This window comes from Neobacillus sp. S1227 (assembly GCF_055385255.1).
In genome coordinates, this window is record NZ_AP038276.1 from 5,212,490 (window position 1) to 5,233,175 (window position 20,686).

The window sequence follows — 20,686 nt, forward strand, 5'->3', positions numbered from 1 at the left end:
TTCCAAAAAAATCCATTTATTTCCAAATATTCAAAATGCTCTCCTATCATTATACTATTTCTGCCAATAAAGAGAAATGGAAGAAAAATAGAAAAAAATCCTACTCCAGATGATGCATGGGGGACGGTTCTCGTGTGTCACTTCATAAACAGAATATTTGTCATTTCTTCTGGCGAGATTATATGGCAGGAATATTTTTACAAAAGGATGGTGGGAGTCGCGTGGTTGAAATTTTCGCGAGGGTGTTTACGCAGAACTTCAAAAAGATGGGACGTTATATATTGATAAAGATACCGATCATCTGGTTCACTGAAGGAGAGTATGAAGCAAGGGGACGGTTCCTGTGCATCATTGACGCACGAGAACCGTCCCCACTTTTCATCTATTAAAACCATATCCTCTTATTATAATCATAGTCAGACACATCGTAATTCTCTTCTTCTATTGTCGGGGAATTTTCTTCACAAGGCTCCTCCGACGGGTTGTTGGCTAGTAGTTCCATTAATAGTTCCATTGCTGCATCCCCTTTCCTATCTCTATCTCTATTATAATGGAAGCGGTTACATTTGTCTGGTGGTACTTATTGGAAATATAATTTAAAAAAGAAAAGTTGAGTGGAAAACCTATTCCTGCTCAACTTTCCCGTTACTTATTTCATCCCTCAATTTCACCTAGCACATCACGGACCCTGCCTCTATGGATAACCAGCTTCTCTTCGACTTTATTTATCGGTTCACCCGTAAGTAAATGTACGATGGCCGCTTTAACCTGACCATTCGAAGCATGAAACGCCTTGTCTGCCTCTTCGCGCGTAACACCGGTTGCTTCCTGGATTATTCTTATTGCCCGGTCATGAAGTTTTTCATTGCTAACCTTTAAATCTACCATTAAATTTTTATAGACCTTTCCAAGCCTGATCATCGTGGCAGTGGAGAAGATATTTAATGCCATTTTTTGGGCCGTTCCCGCTTTTAAACGTGTAGAACCTGCAATGACTTCTGGTCCTGTCTCGATTTCCACTTTCACATCCGCAAGAGGCGAAAGCTCGGCCTGCTTATTGCAGCAAATTAACCCGGTAAACGCCCCACTTGTTTTAGCATACTCGAGCGCACCACGAACAAAAGGCGTCCTGCCGCTGGCGGTCAATCCAATCACAAGGTCATCAGAGAAGACGGAATATGCCTCTAAAGCTTCAGCCCCAGCGGCTTCACGGTCTTCAACAGCAGGCGCGGATGCGCGAAGTGCTTTATCTCCGCCCGCAATAATCCCGATGAAAGGATTAGGACTTGCATTAAAAGTTGGCGGAATTTCGGAGGCATCCAAGACGCCCAGCCTACCGCTTGTCCCAGTCCCTATGTAAAACACCCGTCCATTTTTCTGAATCACACGCACTGCAGCATCTACAAGCAGAGCAATGCTGGGAAGCTCCGCCCTGATAGCGCGAGCCACTGTCTCATCCTCAGCATTCATGAGACGTACAATTTCCAGCGAGGACAAAGTGTCAATATTCGTTGTTTTCGGATTAACCTGCTCGGTCAAGAGTCTGTGTAAATTCATCTACCCGTCCCTTTCTAACCCTTATAAATTTATGGTTGAGTTATTCTTCCTTTTTGGCAATAAAAACACCAAGATTGTATAAATGGCGGTAAAAGACCCTAGAACAGGCTTCCACCATGGATAAAAGGCGGTTAGTTCCTTATAGGCATTTTTATTATAAAAGAAAAAGATGGCTAGTAGCAAAGCAACAACTAGAGCGATGACCCCTGCAGCTGTAAGAAACGTCCAAATCCCTGAATGTTTATCCTTCCGCTGGATATCATCCTCAAATTTTCGGTTCAAGTTTCTCAATTCTTTTAGTTCATTATTATATTCCTGCACTTCTTCCCGGTACTTTTCATTCTCCCGTATTAATTCCTGCTGTTTCTGCCTTTCCTCCGTCATCCGGGTCTCTAACTCCTGGACCCTCTGTTCCAGCTGCGATTTTTCATTCTTAAAATCCTCAATCATCTGCAGCGCTGTGTTATTATCGGATAATTGATGGCTTGTTTGGGTGTAGCTCAATAAAGATTGAACCATTTCTGTAACTGGGAGATCGATTAATTCCTCAAATTTTAGCATGGCATTGACGCACTTTAACGTCGTATTGGCTTTGTTATCCCAATGATACTGCTTTGCCCCCGGAATTTTGTTTTCCAAGCTTTGCATTATGATGATAGTTGGAAAAACCATATCCTCAATTGACTGCTCAATTTCCTCTGTATTCGCGCTATGCTCCTTTAGCATGACCAAAGCATCCAACAGCAAATTTACGATTGTTGCCGAAATGGAAATATCAATCCAAAGCATCTCTTCATTTCTCTTCGATTTGAGGGTGCTAATAAAACGCTTAATATGGACAAGATCTTTCAAAAGAATGGCAGCTTTTATATAATGGACAATTTCAATTTCATTATTATGAATTAGGTCTTTGTCCTTAATCAGTCGCATTAACTGCTCTTCGGCAAATTCTGTCTCAATTTGAAGCTCAATAAGAGTGTTGTAGGCTAATACACATTCAATTTCGGCCTCGTCCTCCCCTAAAAGGGCGTTTTTAATCCAATTGATTGTTTTGAGAGTCTGTTCAGCCTCTTTTCCAAAGTAGGTTGCCCGGAGCCACAACAAGGAAGTAGTTGGAACGAGCAAACCATCATAGGATGCCTCATCAACCGAACGCTTGCGGACATCGGCAAAAATGGGCTCGATGGTTTCCACTGAAAGCATAGCCCCTCTCTCCAGCCGGTGAAGCACTTTAAGGGCATCAACCGAGCTCCAGAAGCTGCCATCAATCAATTTCTTTTGTTGAAAAACTCGCTGGATTTTAATCTCCGTATCTTGCAAAATACTTAAAGCAAATTTTTCCCTTCCCGCTACGAAAAACTGCTTTAAATTTTCCGCAGTTGATTCAATGCCGATATATTTAATTTTTCCCTCATTCGTAGAATCTAGCAGGTACTGGTCAACCGCTTGGAGTTTTTGTATCTTTTCCTCATTATCTAATAGAGTCGGACCCATTACGACGATCGAATGTGTGCCCTTTTCAATATGCTTCTTCAAATCATCCAGTTGCGCCAGGTCATACTCCTGGTAGCGGTAATTCTTTGATTTCAGTGTCGTTAAAAAGAAATCAAACGCCATGCTGTTGTAATCTTTATCCTTTAAAATGGCGGTGTTGCACTTTCCCTCAAGTACATATACCAATAAATTATGAAACAGAACCTCTTCTCTCTGCCAATCGAGATTTAACGAGGCTATGACAACCCGCTGCTTGGACGTTTCCTTGGTTGAAATCAGCAGGCTCCTTTTTGAATCTTGGTTTTCATCATATAAAAGGACATCCCATTCAGAAGAATCAAGATTGATCAAATAATGCCAATAGAGTCCCTTTTTCTTTTTGCAATATAGTTTTAACGCTTCTGGATCAACCGCATTGGGGTAATGAAAGATAGGATGACCCTGCGATAATCTAGGTATGCTAAAATCCCCTAAATTCGCTTCCTCATTTCGGAGGACCGCTTTAACCTTACGCAAATTTTGAGGCAAGAATTCATAAGTGCCGCCAGTCGCGTCCTGGGCATCACTAGCAGAAGCCAGTCCCAACTGATGCAGGATTAAACATCCCTTCCCCTGATTCAAAAAATGAGAAAAAGACTGCTGAAAAGCCTCAGACTCTACTTCTTGCTTGATTGTGCCCTCCTTAAGTGAATTGGAGGTAAAAATGACAGCATCAATTTCACCAGAATCGAGTTCTACCTTCAGCCTCGAAATATTATGCGAAGTAAATAACACTACTTGCTCAGGCTTATACCCAAACTTCACCACCAAAGGGCGAACATCTGACTTACTCGCATAGGACATATAAACTTGATTTTGAATAAGTGCAATCTTTTGCACAAAACCACCCTTTGTTCAACAATAAAATCTTAGATCTATTTTAGCATGAAAGTATGAGATAAAGGGACGGTTCTGTGCCTCAATGTATGGTTGAGGCATGAGGACCATCCCTTTACAGCACTTGTGCACCACCAAATTGTTGCACGGGAAACCGTCCCCATGCATCACCTTATGTTGCCAAAAAATCATTCTGGTTATTTTGTATGTAGGATCTCGCAATCTCTAGAGCCTTCTCGGCTTCACCCTTTTTATTATAAAATTGGAAGAGCTCCCTTTCATAATGTTCTACAAACATCGTGAACCCCATGTTTTTCAAGAAAGGCAGTGCAGTCTTCTCCATAAACTGATAGTATTCGTCTTCTGAACGCGTCAGCTGATAAAGATGCAGTTCAAAGAAAACCCAGTGATATGCTTTCGTGGATTTTGCGATGGCTAGTCCCTTTTTGGCCAATTCCATTAACATTTCATTAGAAAGCAGGTTTCCTTTTTGACAAGCGTTAATATATCCATCCAGGGTCGTCAAGTAATGAGGAGTCTGTTCGTCCATGAGGTCCATCGCTTCTCGGTATAATTCTGCTGCATCCTGATATTGGTTTCTCTTGAAAAATTCAAACCCCAGATTGTTGAGGAGCTTTGATTTTCGGTCAATCTCATGAATCGAATCACACGTGCGGAGTAACTGCCCGTAGCGTGCCTTTGTTTCTTCAAAATCATGAAGCTCCTTTGAATTTAATTGCAATAGCATAATCGTCTCCGTATCGATGATTCGGATCACGTTTAATGTTTTTCGAAAATAATGAAGCGCTTTCTCAACATAGTAATAGGAAATAATATTCGAATCAATTAAATGATACGCAAGTGCTAAATGGTAATAATATTCAAACTGCTGATATTGGCTGGGGTCAATGGATTTCAGAACCAGAATACAGTCCCGGTACTGTCCAATGTGAAAATAATACATGCCCAGAATATGTTTTAACATATTTGTATCGTGCGGTGATAAAGATGATTCCTGTTTTTGCAGGTACCTAATTATCATGAACGCTTTATCTATTTGAAAGTTCTGTAAATAATAACGCACTGAGAGAAGCTGGTAGAACACATGAAAGTCAGGAAGTTCAATCAAGACCTCTTCTTCCAGTTCCTTTTTCAATCTTACTGAGTCCTTCATTTGCTGCATCACAAACGTTTCCTGCCATTGCTTGAGTTTCTCATGAAGATGCTGATAACGCACGAATTCATCCTCAAGGCAGATTTGCAGCCTTTGGGACAATAATTGAGTGATTTCTCCTGAGTATTCCGTAATCCCCCGTTCAATTTTGCTAAGATGCGTAACGGAACAAATTCCTTCACAAAGCTGCGCTTGGGTCAAGCCCGCTTTTTCACGATAAAACTTAATCAGTTTCCCCTCAACCATCATCCCACCCCTAATTCTCTTTATCTTCTATTAAGATAAACGAAAATTTGCAGGTTGGCGAGAATAATTAAATGCTTAGATCTTTTAATGACATAGAAAAAGCGGAAGAATTCATCTTCCGCTTATCCTGGGAATGGTCTATTCTCCCTCTGGTTCCAGACCGACACTTTTCAGAAAGTCAGCCAGTCCCTTCTTACCGATTGTTTCTTTTGCTGACGCCCCTTTTCCTGCTTTAGGGCCGATATATGAGAAGTTTTTCTCGACAAATCTTACATCGACTTCATTCACGACCCCATCCTGATTCACATCCAGGTTTGGATCACTTGGTTTTTGTTCACCGTAATGCTCGACTACCTGCTTGATATCGCGAATATCAATGACTTGGTCCCCGGTAACATCGCCAGCTTTGTTTTTGCCAGGGACAATACGTTGATAAATTCCATAGTACTCCCCGTCTTTTTCAATGCTGGACATCACTTTTTGCAATTCAACCGTATGGCCTGGCAGCTCCACATAGACGGTGACAGGTTTGCCGGTGGCTGGGACGATGATATCAAACAATCCTCGGTTATCCATCTCAGCTGGATATTCCACACCGTCAGCATCCTTCGCATACACCTTACTTTTCAATTTTGTAAAATCATACTTGTTGTCGATATAACCGCTTGCAGTCAAGAAAGCTTCTGGACCGATATTGCCGCTTATCAATGTATGCTTTGAAATAAACTCAAAGCTCGTCAGGCTATAGGCCGGAATCTTTGCCGGTGCTGTCTGCCCGTATTTTTGGTACGTCAATTCATTTAAACTAAACCCGCCATTACGATTAAATAGCGTATCCTTCACGACCTTAAAGGTAAGGTCGAGGAACGGCATGTCTCCGTCAAATCCGGTGAAACCTTCCTTGGAAAGGGACGCGCCCACCTTTGTTACCGATTGGTTGACCACCGGTTCGTCAAGCTTCACCTCTACCCCGTTTTTGTCTGCAAGTGCCTGGAATTCCTTATTAACCTTGACTCCTTGAAACTCATAAATATCAGAAGCATAGGTCTCCAGTTCAAATTGACCGCCCATAAAATTCTTCACATTGTTTAAATCCATGGTCATCGTGATTTCATCGCCCAACTTGACGCTTTCTTTATCATAGCGGCTTGCTGCGTATTCTGTTCCTTCCTTCATAAAGATATATTGAGGAGCCGTCGCTGAATTGGCAGCAGTAGCAATATCCCAAGGGAATATTTTCAATTGATATGGGTTTGTATCATATTCTTCCGGAAGAACCCCGAACTTCGTGTTTCCATTATCGTCCAAACGGAGGAAGCCCATAATAAATGGAATTCCATTTTCATAATAAGCGGCAGTATTTGACTTTTGCGTAAAATTCAAACCCTTCGCTTGGAGCACATCAACAGTGGAATCAGTTACGGCTCCATGGGCCCAGAATGCACGCTGGCCATCCTCTTCTGTCAGCATTGAATCATTAATTTCAATGACGCCGGGTTCGATATCGAGTTTTACCTGAGGAGGAGTATTATCGACAATGCCGACACTATCGTAATGATAGGTCTTCCCCTCAGCATCCGTGCCGATCATATCAAGGACATATTCGCCCTCCGGCAGCTTCATCATGTAATCAGCGATTGGCTGATCCTTTTTATTCGTGAACGGATACACCAATCCCCGATGGCCAAAGAAAATCAAATATTCCTTGTCCGGCAGCGCCCGCTTCCCATCATACCGGCCGATGTAGCCAACCGCTTTACCCGTCTTTGCATCCTTGACAATCAAATCAAAATACTCCATTGGGCTCTTCAACTTAAAAACAATATGTGAACCAGGGGCCATATATTGATGGAAGGTCGTGTCGTTCGTCACCGAAGGCGAGAGCGGCTCCATATATTCGATCCCTTTATCCGAAACGCGGATCGCAAACGGAATTTGATAGCGGTCCTTCGGATCTGCTTGATTCACAAAATGAAGATAGCCCTCATACCGGCCCTTTTCCGCACTTTGCGGCACCATAATCTCAGCTTGAATCGCCGTCGATTGGCCTGCGCCAACCGTCACACTTTCAGGAGTATTGACATGAATCTTGTTTTTCACACCGTCCTGCACCCCAGTTCTTGCTGTATGGTATTCCACTTCCACTTGGTAGACTTGATCCTGCTGGCCATTGTTGGTCACTTGGATGGATCGGCTGTCTTTCACATCGGCACCGTCCAAATAGTGATTTCCATAACTGATGGAGCCGGTAATGTCGTCCACTTTGACATACTCTCCATTTTCAATATTATCGGTCTTATCCAACACCTTAAAGGATACATTGGTATGAACAGCTTGATAAGCATCCACACGTCCGGCACCCGCCTCATAAACCGAGTAATCACTTTTCAAGTCTTCTGCCGTATTCATGATCGCCGCTTTTACTGCAAACGGGTCCATGTCCGGATGTTCTTGTAAAATAAGTGCAGCCACTCCTGAAATATGAGGTGTTGCCATTGATGTGCCTTGAAGACGGGCATAAGCGGAGCTGTAATCTATTCCATCCTGCGGGTTGTTCATATATTCCGGATAAGTGGAAAAAATGGAAACCCCTGGCGCAACAATATCTGGTTTAATATCATAATTGCCTTCCACCGGACCCCTTGAGCTGAAGTCCGCCAACGAGTCGCCTTCCGTTTTCACCTCTGCTAATTTGTTGAATGAAACAACCGCATCCGAAAGACCTTTTACATACTCCCCATCTGCTTTTGAGAGCTGAAGCGTTGGAATGTACTTCGTATTTTCACCAATATAGGTTGGAATGTCACCATCCACATTGTTAAAAATAATCACCGCCGCCGCGCCGGCATTTTTGGCATTTTCAACCTTGGCATCAAACGTCAGTTCACCGCGCTCTATGAGAGCAATTTTTCCAGAAGCTTCTTTAAATTCTTCAGGTTTTCCAAGGCCGGCAAAGACAATTGGATAAGATTGTCCTTCCAAACTCTTAAGGTTGTCGGTAAAGTTCTTGCCTAATAGCTTCATAGACTCGAATGTTTTATCGCCAATGCTGGCCGAAAAGGCAGGAATGGAGATCGCTGCATCACTGGCCCCTACCGTGATCCCGAAGGCACTGGCTCCAGGAGAACCCAGCGTCTTTTCATTCGGACCGGCGTTCCCGGCTGCCACAACAGCTACGACCCCTGACAACATAGCATTATTGATCGCGACAGAGGTTGGATACAGCGGATCATTCACCGATGCGCCAAGTGAAAGGTTAATCACATCCATTTCATCCTGAACAGCCTTATCAATTCCCGCCAATACGCCTTCGGTTGTGCCTGAGCCATATGGGCCCAGCACCTTATAAGCATATAAGTCAACATCCGGCGCTACACCTTTAACGGCGTAATCAACTTTGTTATGTTTTTGCGCCGCAATCGTTCCGGAAACATGCGTCCCGTGTGAGGTATAATAGGCACCGCCTGTGGCCGGATGGAATTCGGGATCTTTCGTTGCCTGCCACTCCTTGTAGGTCGTCTCCATCGGGTCAGCATCATTGTTCACAAAGTCCCATCCTTTGACTGTGGCGGGATCAATTGTTTGCGGATCCACACCGCTTTGGGACCGGTACCCTTTATAAGAGGCCGCTAAATCCGGATGATTATAGTCCATTCCGGTGTCCAATACGCCCACTTTAATGCCTTTTCCCGTAATGTTTTCTGCATGAAGCTTGTCCACCCCGATCTGCGGGATGCTATCCGCCATTTTCGGCTGGATCTGCGATTTCGGCGGCAGCTCCAATTGAACTTGGGCATTGCTCCAAATCCGTTTCACTGCTCCAGATTGAAGCAGCTCTTCTACAGCTGTCCCTGGCAGAGTCATAGAGACCCCGTTAAAAGCATTTTTATATTCTCGCTTGATTGCTATTTTACTAGGATCATAGATGGTTTCACTTTTCTTGGACTTAAATGCCTTAATGTAATCTTTAAAGTCTTTATGAGAGTTTTCTACCTTTTCCTTGGCAGCTGCAAGTGACATCTTTTTATTTTTTAATGCGGCTTTTTTCACTTCTACCTTTGCTGGAGCCTGATTGAATTCTACGATAATGTCGACAAGCTCGCTCGATTTTGTGTTAATATCCGGCGAAACGACAAAGCCCGGTCCAATTTCCAGTTCCTCTAAGGCTTGTCTTTGTTCAGCAGTAAGACCTGCCAAGATTTTCTCTGCGTCCTCGATTGAAATCGTCTTTCCCTCGGCCAATACATTAAATGGTATGGCAGCCGATAAAAGCAAGCTTGCTGCTAAGGCACTTTTCAAAAACTTTTTGTTTGTCTTCATCTCGTCCCCCCGCTAACTAGTTATTTGAATAGTTCTAAAAATAAAACCATTATATTTATTATCTTAAAGGGGGCGAAGATTCATTGTAAATTGGGGTAATAGAATAGGAAATCAGACTAAACACGAATAGTTCCAAAGTCACGAATCGATAAAAAAATCACACCTCTCGACAAATTCAGTTATTATTCCCCAAGAAATAAACGTTCTATCTACAAATATCATAAATATATAGGCAACAAATTACCCCTATTTCTGCAAAAAAGGGTGATGCATCACAATATCACCAGCAGATGGGGAAAAGTCTAGACAAAGCGAAATGCGATACATATTTTGTAGTACAACCCGTAAGAAACTCGGGAAGGGGTGATAAAATGTCGGATGATTTTCCATTAACAAATGTTAGACGGCAAAAATATGGAGGCGAAATTTCACCAACTATTAGACGGCGAAAATATAGTGATGCACCACTATATTCCACTAGTCGAAAAAGCTATCTCGGCGAACACTTATCGACTAATCAAAATATCGAGGTCAGTATTATTATCCCCTCCTTTAACAGATACCCGCTTAACTTATTTTCTCTCTATTCACTAGAAAATCAGACTTTCGATCCCTCAAAGATGGAGGTGATTTTCATTGACGATGCTTCAACAGATCAAACACATGAAAAACTAAACAACTATAAACCTCCTTTTCACTTTAAATACATTCGAAATGAGCGGAATTTAGGAAGGGCAAAAGTTCGGAATTTAGGTGTTGAACACGCAAGTGGGAATATTCTAATCTTCTTAGATGCAGAAATGATTACCGAGCCTGACTTTGTAAAAAATCATTATCAATGCCATCAGTCAAACAAGAACGTAATTGTTACTGGTGTCATGCACTTAAAAAATGTGATTACCAGTATTTTTCCAAATACCAAAAATAGCAAACTGAAAGAAGTTTCCTCTCTTATTCAAGGTAATTCCGTGTTTTCTAAGCGATTTGAAAACTTTAAGCAGTCCAGCGAATTACCGTACCCACTAATAGATAAAAAAGATATTATGAATCAAACCTATAAACAGTTAATCATTAAAAGGCGACCATGGTTCAGACAAATAACGAGAAACTTTGACGAAAGGTTAACAGGATTTCAATTTCCGTGGATGGCATTTTTAACTGGCAATGTTTCTGTGAGTAAAGAGACCATAGTAAAAGCTGGATTGTTTGATGAATCATTTATCAAATATGGTTATGAAGATTGGGAATTAGGGTACCGCTTATTTCAACAAGGGGCTCAATTTCTTATTAAAGATAACGTCGTCACCTATCATCAAATGCATCCTGTCGGAGGAAGTAATTGGAATGAGGCAATCGGAAACTTTCATCTATTCATCTCAAAGCATCACGATGTGGATGTTCTCATGCTTGGACTTGAGCTTGCACGATTGACGGATTTATTAACCATGAACGAAGCTTTATTCGAATATAAACGGCTAATGAAAGAGTATTCCAATCAATTGCATTCATTTCAGGAAAAATTTATCACGATTCTCGAAACCATCGCGTTGCTATTGCTGATTGATATTAGGCATTTTAATATTTTAGGGGCTGCTGGATATGGAACAGACGAGAAAACTGAGCTTTTGAAGGACATCGATGAGATTAAAGAATTGGGGAATTATACAACTTTAACGAATGTATTAATGAAAATTATCAACTCATGATTGGGGTGAATAAAGATGGTTTCAGTCATAACATGTACCATAAGAGAGGATTTTATAGAAAATGTCTTTCAAAACTTCTTACAACAGGACTGGCCTGAAAAAGAACTCATCATTATCTTAAATAAAAATACTATGAAAATAGATAAATGGATTAAAAGAGCAAAGAAACATCCCAACATTAGGGTCTTTCAGCTTCACGAAAAAGCGACACTTGGAGACTGTTTAAATTTTGGTATCTATAAATCGAATTATGATGTGATTGCCAAATTTGATGATGATGATTATTATGGACCCCATTACCTAACTGGTGCAATGAACGCCTTCAAAAGTGATAAAGTATCTATTGCCGGAAAAGGTTCCTATTATATTTATTTTAAAAATAAGAAAGCATTAGTCCTGGTACCTGGGGTAGAGAACGACTTTACTGATACTGTTGCCGGTGCTTCCTTAGTTTTTAGAAAGAAGATCTTTGAAAAAGTCCAATTCGAAAAGGTCAATCGAGCAGAGGATTACTTTTTTATTGACCAAGCTAAAAAGTGCGGATATACTGTTTTCTCCCTTGATCACAATGACTTCGTAGTCATTCGCCATCATACTGAGGACCATACTTGGAAGGTTGCTGATGAAGATTTAATGGACTGGGGCGAACTAGTCGCTTATACAGAGGACTTCCAGACTATTATTTCAAAAGAAAAAGATTAGCATGCATGGGGAAGGTTCTTCTGCATCAGAAGCAGAAGAACCTTCCCTGTGTTTCATATTCAGAGCTTCCACTCCGGAAAGTCCATCTCTTTTCGTTTTTCATACTCTCTCATTCTGGAGTATGAATTTCCCAGCCTTCTTACAATGTATCCTTGGGGGCTCGCTGTTTCTTCCTTGCCCTTCAACTCCTCATATTGAATCTTTGCAAACATGTTCGCTATGTTTGCTAAACTTTCAATCGTGTCCATTAATTCAGGGTGATCACTGTTATACCTTTTGGCGATGGAGTAAATATAATCAAGTCTATTTTGAATAAGCTGAAGCGTTTCGGTATCAAACTGTTCCTGTTCATTTTTCATCACATTCCACTCCTTATCCATATCCTTATGTTTAAAAAGTGATAATGGAACTAAATAAAAAATAAATAAAAGTGGAATAGATTCAGATGATGAAATAACTATTTTGATTCCCAGGTAAAATAGGGATACAGCGAAAAGGGATGGCCGACGAAACCCTTCCAAGGAGTACTTTTTAGATAATTACATCAAAAACAAACACACCAATCATAATCAGCTGGATAACAGCCTTTGCAACCGTTCCACTTAAAAAGGCGATTAAGGTAGCAAACGCCACTTTCGTGGATTCTCCAATCGATTTCTTTTGCAGCATTTCAACAATTAATACCAATACAAACGGGACAATGATGACGCCAAACGGCGGAATTACAAAGCTGCCCACAATCAATCCAATCGTTGCCGCCCGCATTCCCCATTTCGATCCACCCGCTTTATCAACAAAGTGAAGGTTCGCCAAATAGTCTGCCAAAAATAATACAATCGTCAATAGTACCAGCATGGTCCATGAAATCCAGGAAAGTTCATTCGGATTGATTCCAAAATGATAGAGGACAACTCCGGCCCAAATGAGCAGTACCGATGGGATAATTGGGTATATCAGGCCTACAAAACTAAATACAAAACAGGCAATAATTGTGATCCAAAATACGATATCAAGAATACAAATCACCTCTACTTTTCAATTCCTATATAGCTCATCCACCTTTAGCTTTCAGCATTTGAGACTAATTTCGCCAAACTCTTAGGTGCGGCTCTTACATAACCTTCAAAAATATATCCGCGGATTTCTTCCCAGTTTAAATCCTGTTTGGTCTGAAAAGAGGTCCATCCATGTTGTCCAATATAGGGGGTTTTAGAATAGCCCGGCTGCTGCAGGAGAAACTCTTGCGTTGTAGGCAATGTCTTAATCGAAATCGAAACAACGCCCTCATTTTCCCCCAGGATGACAAATGGCTTATCTTTAACCCGAAACGATGTATGACCAAAACCATCAACTTGCACCATAACCTCAGGCAGTGCCTTGCATATTTCCCTAATCTGATTCTCCGCATCCAGTCCCAGCTTGGATGTAATTTGTTTATTATGGGCCATGAAAATACTCCTCCTATACAGTATACAATCATCATTTCTATTTGCTGATAAAATAATCCTATAAAAAAGGTAGTTGAGTTGTCGAATAGTGGATGTTACTACTGTTTTTATTTAAAAAGGCTCTTTTCGTAAAGTTTGTTGTTTTTGGGAATAACACTGGCCGTTCCTTTCCGCTACAGGCGCTCAGCAAACCCGCGGGGAGGAAGTCGAGCCTCCTCGACGTTCCGTCTGCGGGGTCTCGACCTTTCCTCTATTTCCCGCAGGAGTCAAGCGCCTTTCGCCCAATTCACTCGGTTTTTTCAATATAGTTAAAAGCAACAATCTCTGAGAAAAGAGCCTTAAAAAATAAAAAAACAGCTTCCCGCTATGGAAAGCCGTTTAATCTATGAGGCCCGAGAACCATCCCCATGCATCAATGCATTGGCAAGAAATACCCGTCCTGGTCGAATTTCATTTCTTGGAGGTCTTCTAGTACTTCGATGTTTTCTTTGTCTTTTAATTCGTTATAGATGACTTCTGATACGTATAGTTCACCGATGTGGAGGGTGTTTGGAATCCGTACGATTCTTGCTTGTTCCGGTGCCACTCCCCAGGTAGCGCGCAGTGCTGCTTTCAATGCCTCTTGGTCGTTGTCCAGGACAATCGGAATACTTGCACGTGCCAAGAAGGTGCTGGTGACGACATTTTCATTCATGGTTTTAAAATCGACTTTTTCAAATAAACGCTGGGTTGTTAAATCCGCTAAGCCAATCCCCAGAGCGTTGCCGTGGCTGACTTCGCTTAAATTAGAAGCAATGACATATTTGATGCTTGGTTTTTCCGGTTCTTTCACGCCCAATACACGAATACGGCCGATGATGTTCGTATCCATGCCGGTTCCGCTGTAGTTTTTGCCGATTTCATCGACGACCAAAATATCCATTTCATCGACTGGAAGGCTCGGCATCAAGGTAAAGGCTTTTTTTAATAATTCTCTTTCGCGTTCTTCAATTTGATCCGGTTCAATTACTTCAATGATCGCCGTTTCTTCATGAGCATTTTCCACAATGCCAATACCATATAAGGTGTTGGACTTGGCTATCGCCACTTTCCCAACCTCAGGCATCATTTCGCTGATTCCTTTAATGCCATAAGTATGTAAAGCCAGAGCTTGTTTATGCTTACCCATTCCGATCGACGCCATTTTTAGGACGCCGCTTTCAATTTTATTTTTAAAATCTGTATGCGGCTTGATGCGGCCCATCACGATGATGCCATCTGCATTGTAAGCAATCTTGTCAACATAAACAGGAATTCCCTCTGAGGTGACGCCAACTTCCACCACATCCATGGAGGAACGGATTTCGCAGCCGGTGAATTCTTCGGTTACACCCAAGCTTTCCACCATCTCTTTTTGCCCTTCAGCTGTAGCGCCGCCATGGCTTCCCATTGCCGGAAAGACAAACGGGGTAGCGCCTCTCTTCCTAATTTCATCCGCTACACTTTTTACGATTAAAGGGATATTGTTAATCCCCCGGCTGCCTACGGTAATGGCAATCTCCATGCCCGGCTTGATTTTTTCATCGGCATTGACTTGCTGAAATTGTTCTGCAATCGTTCCAGGGATATCCTGTAAACTTTCGACTTGAAATTTTTGTCTTATTTTCGCCATTTTCGGAAAAGACATTGTACTACTCCCCTTTCAAAAATAAACACCTTATTCATAAAAGAATTTCACACATACAAAGGCAGCAAGAGATCGGAATGACCTCTTGCTTCATTTCATCATATTTATATTGCCAAGTTCTCAGGAGCCAATTCAATCGCCATGCGGATCGCTTCTTTTAATGATTGCTCATCCGCAATATTTTTTCCGGCGATATCAAAAGCAGTTCCATGGTCAACACTGGTACGGATTGTTGGCAGACCAACGGTAATATTTACGCCTGCTTCAAGACCCAATACTTTAATTGGTCCATGTCCTTGGTCATGATATTGGGCCACAACAATGTCAAAATCACCGCGTCTTGCTCTAAAGAACAAGGTATCAGCAGGAAGCGGACCTTGTACATTAATGCCTTCTGCCTGCGCTTTTTCTATAGCAGGAACAATTTTCTCTTCTTCTTCACCGTGTCCAAACAGGCCATTTTCTCCTGCATGCGGGTTAATGCCGCAAACGGCAATTCTTGGTGACTTGATCCCTGCTTTTTGTAGTGTATCATGCGCAAGTTTGATAACCGTATATTGACGCTCAGCATTAATTTTATGAATGGCGTCAAGAAGGCCGATATGGGTAGTCACATGGATCACTCGTAAGTTTGGTGCAGAAAGCATCATCGCGAAATCCTTTGTATTAGTCAATTCCGCCAAAATTTCAGTGTGGCCAGGATACATATGGCCGGCTTTGTGAAGCGCTTCTTTATTTAAAGGTGCGGTACAAATACCGTGAATTCTTTGTTCATTCGCAAAAGAAATGGATTTTTCTAAGTAACGGAATGCGGCATTTCCTGCCTCAGAAGAAACTTGGCCCCAAGGTAAATCTTCAGAAACTAAATCTAGATCGATAATATCAATAGTTCCGTATTCGTATTTGGCCTCTTCTGGACTAGCAATGCTGTTTAATTGAAGATCAACATTGGTAACACCTAAAGCTCTTTTTAAAATTTTCAAATCGCCGACTACAAAGGGACGGCAATTTTCATAGACGTTTTTGTCATTTAACGACTTCACAATAATTTCAGGTCCTACACCTGAGGGATCTCCCATTGTAATTGCAATAATTGGTTTATTTGCTGCCATCTTCGTTTCCTCCCGTTATCCTTTTTAAAAATAAGCTTCATATTAAAGCGTTGCAATTAGCTGCATACATAAGACGGATTAGTATGACGCCAATCACGGTTTTTAACATGAGCATTTACATCCGTAATAGTTTGTAAGGCATTGGCAAGGGCCTGATCTGTTCCAAAGGCACCCGCTTTTGTCACAACCGGCATACCGTCAAAGGTTCCGCCAAACAATTTTCCGTAAGGAATCCCGGCCTCCACTTCACCAATGACTCGAATTCCTTCACCATTCAAAACCTTACAAGTGGCTCCGGCGATATCTCCGCCTGTTAACACAGCCCCGCAAATAGGCTTGCTGTCAATTAATCGGCCGGCAATAACGCCCATCGATTCGGCAATCGTATAACCGACATCAAAATTCGTTAACCCAAGTTTCTGCTGCAGTTCCTTTACTCGATTAATGGCCTCGCGCTCGCGATTGGTCGTGACCACTAGATCGCCTTTTTCAAGCAATGCCTGGCCAGCTTTCACTATCCGTTCAATTTCCCGTTTCCTTCTATCTTCATAAAAGAATTCTTCCGGAGAGATAACTATTTCTTCAACATGATAGTTATCTTTCAGGACTTGGATTTGCCGGTCAATGACAGGATTTACACTGCCAGCAACGACCAGCACTGGAAGCCGGTCATCTGATTGTTGATGCCGCAATCGCTCTTCAGGCTGGCCAGTGTTGAAAAGATGATAGGCGATTCCGGCCGAACCTACCCAAAGGAAATTCTCATTTAATAATTCTGAAGCTTCGACTATTGTTTTTAGTTCCTCATCAGTCGTTGCATCTACAATGATAATTTTTGAAACACTTTCCGAGCTTAGCTCGTTCATTTTTTGGGATAAATGACTTTTCCCCTTTTTTACATCTGATATGGAAATGAATTCAACTTCCCGTTTACTTTGCTCCTGCAGCAACTTAGGCAGGTAACTTTCTGTTACCGGGCAGACAGGATCCTGAGCAATCGGTGTTTCCTCTAAAAGGACACCATTCACATAATGATTTCCGTTCATGGTCACTCGATTGCTTTTCGGAAAAGCCGGAACCACAAACGAGGTCTTTAACTTATATGCGTCCATAACGGCGTCGATTTCCGGACCAATATTCCCCCGCATGGTAGAATCAATCTTTTTGAAGACCTTTGAAACAGACAATTTGTTTAATTGGGCCGCTAGATTAAAAACCGCTTCATAAGCCTTCTCAGATGTTAAGGCACGGCTATCCGAATTTAAGACAATCACATCTGCACTTAAATGTGCTGGTTGTAATTTTGTTTCGGCAAATAGCACTGTCGTGTTTAACCCTTGTTTGGCAAATTGAACACCGGTATCATTGGCACCCGTTAAATCGTCTGCAATAACCGCTAGTTTCACCTGCATCCCGACCCCCTTATATGCTAGTTCTAGTTTGTCTTTTATCGAGTTTAATTATTTTTTATCTGACTTAAATCGCCTATACATCCAGGTATGATAAGTTCTGCAACAGACCAGTTGACTTTTTTATAAACGCTCTAGATACCGTTTTATTTTTTATCTAAAAACGCTTTCAGCACTATTAATATTAAAACATAATGTTGCATTTGGCAATACATCTATAAAAAATGTCACAAAAAAATTTATTGTGTTGTATTTTGCATCGTATTTCGAAATAAAAAAACGCAAGCTTTATTTTAGCTTGCGCCACAGTGTAGAACGGTTAATGCCTAGGCGTTTGGCTGCTTTTGATTGATTTAAGCCTTCTTCTTCAAGGACTTTGGTGATGACTTGTTTTTCGATTTCTTCTAACGTGCCGGTTAAATCGATAGGGGTTAAGGCATCCTCTTTTTTCTCTGGCTGCTCCAATCGTGCTAAAACGGCTGCCACAGCTTCCTTTTCGATATAATAGGAACTTGTTTGTTTAAACAATTGCTCGATTACTTGTTTGAGCTGCTCTACATTGCCCGGCCACTCATAATTGGCAAGCTCCGCCAAAGCGTCCGGCCGTATTCCGACGACCCCATTGCCGTATTTCGGATGCAGATCTGAAATAAAGACATGAACTAAATCCTCAATATCTTCCCTTCGTTCCCGTAGTGGCGGAATATAAATTTTTTGCTGTCCTAAGGTTTGGTGCAGTTCTCGATCAAACGTGCCGTTTCTGACCTTTTCTTCCATATTGCTTTCGGAAGACACCAGCCACTTTATCTTTGCATGATTATCATTCTTGACGATATGATATAGCTCCTTTTGTATATCAGAGCTTAATTGATCAATGTTTTTTACATAAATGACGCCATTTGCGTATTTTTGAAAAAAGTCTTCGACCATGAAATCCTTCAGCTGCCCTGCCCTTAATAAATCACCATGCAACACGATAAAAGGGTCATACAGGTTATTCCTTTTAGCATAAATCGCGTGGGCCGCTAATTCTTTTCCATTTCCCTTTTCTCCGGATATCCACACAGTTAAATCGCTTACACTATATTGATCAATCTGTTTTAACACCTTTTGAATGGGTTCACTTTTTCCAGAAATAGAGACATAGGCAGCCGATGTACGGAATTCGATGGCATTTTTCACTTCACTCTCCCCATTCTGCACGGCAGATTGGTTCAAATGATTCTTTTCGAAAAATAAAGCAATCGCACCTTCTTGAGGGCAGGATGTGATATTCCATAATAACTGATTGATGTGAATGGCTCTTGTTTGCTTTTCCCCTGTTAACGCCGTTTCTTGAATCAGCTTTTTTATATCGGTGGAATTTTCAACAATCATCCAATGAAATTCATTATTAAAACGCTCGTTTCCATAAATTAATTTCTCTTCTTTATTAAACACACCGATTGGCTGTTCGTTACAATCAAGAATGGACTGAAATAACGAAACATCCTGCTGCAGCTGCGAGAAGATGCGATGAGATCTTTTCGCCTCTTCCAATGCCTCCATAATCGCTTCCTTGCCGGAAGTGATTAGCACTCCCGTCAGCCCTAATTGCTTGGCAGCTTGCACCGTGACCACGTCCCCAATAATCACTTCATAGCCATGCCTTTTTAAGTTTGTTAATATTTCTTTAACTTCAGTATCTTTTGAAATCGTTAATGTTTTAATATCCAAATCAAGAATCTTGCAGATTGTTGCAGCACCGTGAGTAATATTCGAAAATCCAACAATCGCCGATTTGCGAGAAAATCCTTTTACAAGGGTAATGATGCGTAATACATCATAGCCGGTCACTTGAATGTCAATCACGGGTATCGATACGGCTTCCTGAATCAAGGACGCTGTACCACCGCGGCTGATGATGACATGATAGCCGTTATTTTCGGCTTCTTTTGCAACAGCCACACCTTCATACAGGTTTCCTAGTTCGATATCGAGCTGAAAATCTTTCACTTCCTGCTGAATTTCTTTCATCATTTCGTATAGCCCCTCATACGGGACAATAACCAACGCTTTAATCATGTTCCCTCACCTACTAAATATCCTCAATTCTTTTATTTTCCATCAGGACTCACCTCTAGTAAAGCTTGGTGTTAGTACTTTATTCATGCTGCCGCTCATATATCCTTGAAGATCTAAAGTGACATATTTATAACCAAACCGCTGTAAGTTTTCTTGGATTTCTTGATGGTTTGCTAAAACTAATCCCATATCTTGAGGTTCTACTTCAATTCTTGCAATCTCTTCATGCGTCCGAACACGGACTTGCCGAATCCCTAGTAATTTTAAATATGCTTCAGATTTTTCAACCTTTGTTAGTTTTTCCATCGTAATTCTTTCCCCATAAGCAATCCGGGATGATAAGCAGGCTAAAGATGGCTTTTCCCAGGTGGGCAGGTTTAATTGCTTGGAAAGCTCTCGAATTTCTTCTTTAAAAAGATTTGCCTCCTGAAGCGGCCCGCGGACGCCATGCTCTCTCGCTGCACGGACGCCAGGACGATGTTCACTCATGTCATCGGCGATTAAACCATAGACCACGTTTTGAAATCCCTTCTCGTGCATAATCGGTACAATTTCTTCGAACAACCCATTTTTGCAAAAATAGCAGCGGTTCCGGTCGTTTTCTGCATAGCCCGGAATATTCAGTTCAGAGGTCTCAATTACTTGATGTGTGGCCCCGATCAGCTTGGCAAGCTTTTTCGCTTCTTCCAATTCACTGGATGGGTATGTTTCAGAATCCGCCGTTACAGCCAGTACGTTTTCCACTCCTAAAACATCAACCGCCACTTTTAATAAAAGGGTACTGTCGACACCGCCGGAAAAAGCAACAACCACATTGCCCATCTCTTTTAAGATTTCTTTCAAACGCTCATATTTCTCGTTCATACAGATTTCCACCTATCTATTTTTTATCTATATTTTATTGATGCGAAA

14 protein-coding genes are annotated in these 20,686 nt (G+C 41.6%); 2 read left to right on the forward strand and 12 right to left on the reverse strand.

From position 1 onward, the window contains the following. Positions 1–654 precede the first annotated feature (654 nt). The 4 genes from murQ to ACZ5AE_RS26100 form a co-directional block, all read right to left on the reverse strand. Complete coding sequence (gene murQ / locus ACZ5AE_RS26085) at positions 655–1,557, reverse strand: N-acetylmuramic acid 6-phosphate etherase (RefSeq protein WP_464567464.1); 903 nt, start codon at positions 1,555–1,557, stop codon at positions 655–657. A 21-nt stretch (positions 1,558–1,578) separates the two neighbouring features. Continuing rightward, positions 1,579–3,930 carry a hypothetical protein gene (locus ACZ5AE_RS26090; RefSeq protein ID WP_464567466.1) on the reverse strand — a complete coding sequence of 784 codons (2,352 nt, stop codon included), beginning with the start codon at positions 3,928–3,930 and terminating at the stop codon, positions 1,579–1,581. 169 nt (positions 3,931–4,099) lie between these two features. Continuing rightward, positions 4,100–5,350 carry a helix-turn-helix domain-containing protein gene (locus ACZ5AE_RS26095; protein WP_464567468.1) on the reverse strand — a complete coding sequence of 417 codons (1,251 nt, stop codon included), beginning with the start codon at positions 5,348–5,350 and terminating at the stop codon, positions 4,100–4,102. 135 nt (positions 5,351–5,485) lie between these two features. Beyond that, positions 5,486–9,667 carry a S8 family serine peptidase gene (locus tag ACZ5AE_RS26100; protein WP_464567470.1) on the reverse strand — a complete coding sequence of 1,394 codons (4,182 nt, stop codon included), beginning with the start codon at positions 9,665–9,667 and terminating at the stop codon, positions 5,486–5,488. Positions 9,668–10,038: 371 nt separating this feature from the next. Between ACZ5AE_RS26100 and ACZ5AE_RS26105 the strand changes: the two genes are divergently transcribed. After that, positions 10,039–11,373 (forward strand): glycosyltransferase family 2 protein, encoded by a 1,335-nt coding sequence (locus ACZ5AE_RS26105; protein WP_464567472.1) that lies wholly within the window; start codon positions 10,039–10,041, stop codon positions 11,371–11,373. 15 nt (positions 11,374–11,388) lie between these two features. Beyond that, positions 11,389–12,075, forward strand: a complete 687-nt coding sequence (locus ACZ5AE_RS26110) for a glycosyltransferase family 2 protein (protein WP_464567474.1) — start codon at positions 11,389–11,391, stop codon at positions 12,073–12,075. Between the two features lie 59 nt (positions 12,076–12,134). On the opposite strand, the gene ACZ5AE_RS26115 is transcribed toward ACZ5AE_RS26110, so the two are convergent. From ACZ5AE_RS26115 to larE, 8 genes are all read right to left on the reverse strand, one after another. Then, a complete protein-coding gene (locus ACZ5AE_RS26115; protein ID WP_464567476.1) occupies positions 12,135–12,434 on the reverse strand; it encodes a hypothetical protein in 300 nt (99 codons plus the stop codon). A 172-nt stretch (positions 12,435–12,606) separates the two neighbouring features. After that, positions 12,607–13,101 (reverse strand): DUF456 domain-containing protein, encoded by a 495-nt coding sequence (locus ACZ5AE_RS26120; RefSeq protein WP_464567478.1) that lies wholly within the window; start codon positions 13,099–13,101, stop codon positions 12,607–12,609. Between the two features lie 35 nt (positions 13,102–13,136). Next, complete coding sequence (locus tag ACZ5AE_RS26125) at positions 13,137–13,523, reverse strand: MmcQ/YjbR family DNA-binding protein (RefSeq protein ID WP_464567480.1); 387 nt, start codon at positions 13,521–13,523, stop codon at positions 13,137–13,139. A 412-nt stretch (positions 13,524–13,935) separates the two neighbouring features. Then, complete coding sequence (locus tag ACZ5AE_RS26130; RefSeq protein ID WP_464567482.1) at positions 13,936–15,189, reverse strand: nickel pincer cofactor-dependent isomerase, group 22; 1,254 nt, start codon at positions 15,187–15,189, stop codon at positions 13,936–13,938. A 104-nt stretch (positions 15,190–15,293) separates the two neighbouring features. Beyond that, entirely contained in the window at positions 15,294–16,301 is a 1,008-nt protein-coding gene (gene pdxA, locus ACZ5AE_RS26135) for a 4-hydroxythreonine-4-phosphate dehydrogenase PdxA (RefSeq protein WP_464567484.1), read from the reverse strand. 56 nt (positions 16,302–16,357) lie between these two features. Next, entirely contained in the window at positions 16,358–17,713 is a 1,356-nt protein-coding gene (locus tag ACZ5AE_RS26140) for a four-carbon acid sugar kinase family protein (RefSeq protein WP_464567486.1), read from the reverse strand. Between the two features lie 285 nt (positions 17,714–17,998). Continuing rightward, the gene (locus ACZ5AE_RS26145) at positions 17,999–19,774 is read right to left on the reverse strand and encodes a PrpR N-terminal domain-containing protein (RefSeq protein ID WP_464567488.1); all 1,776 of its coding nucleotides are present in this window, start codon (positions 19,772–19,774) and stop codon (positions 17,999–18,001) included. 42 nt (positions 19,775–19,816) lie between these two features. After that, the gene (gene larE / locus ACZ5AE_RS26150) at positions 19,817–20,638 is read right to left on the reverse strand and encodes an ATP-dependent sacrificial sulfur transferase LarE (protein ID WP_464567490.1); all 822 of its coding nucleotides are present in this window, start codon (positions 20,636–20,638) and stop codon (positions 19,817–19,819) included. Between the last annotated feature and the right edge of the window lie 48 nt (positions 20,639–20,686).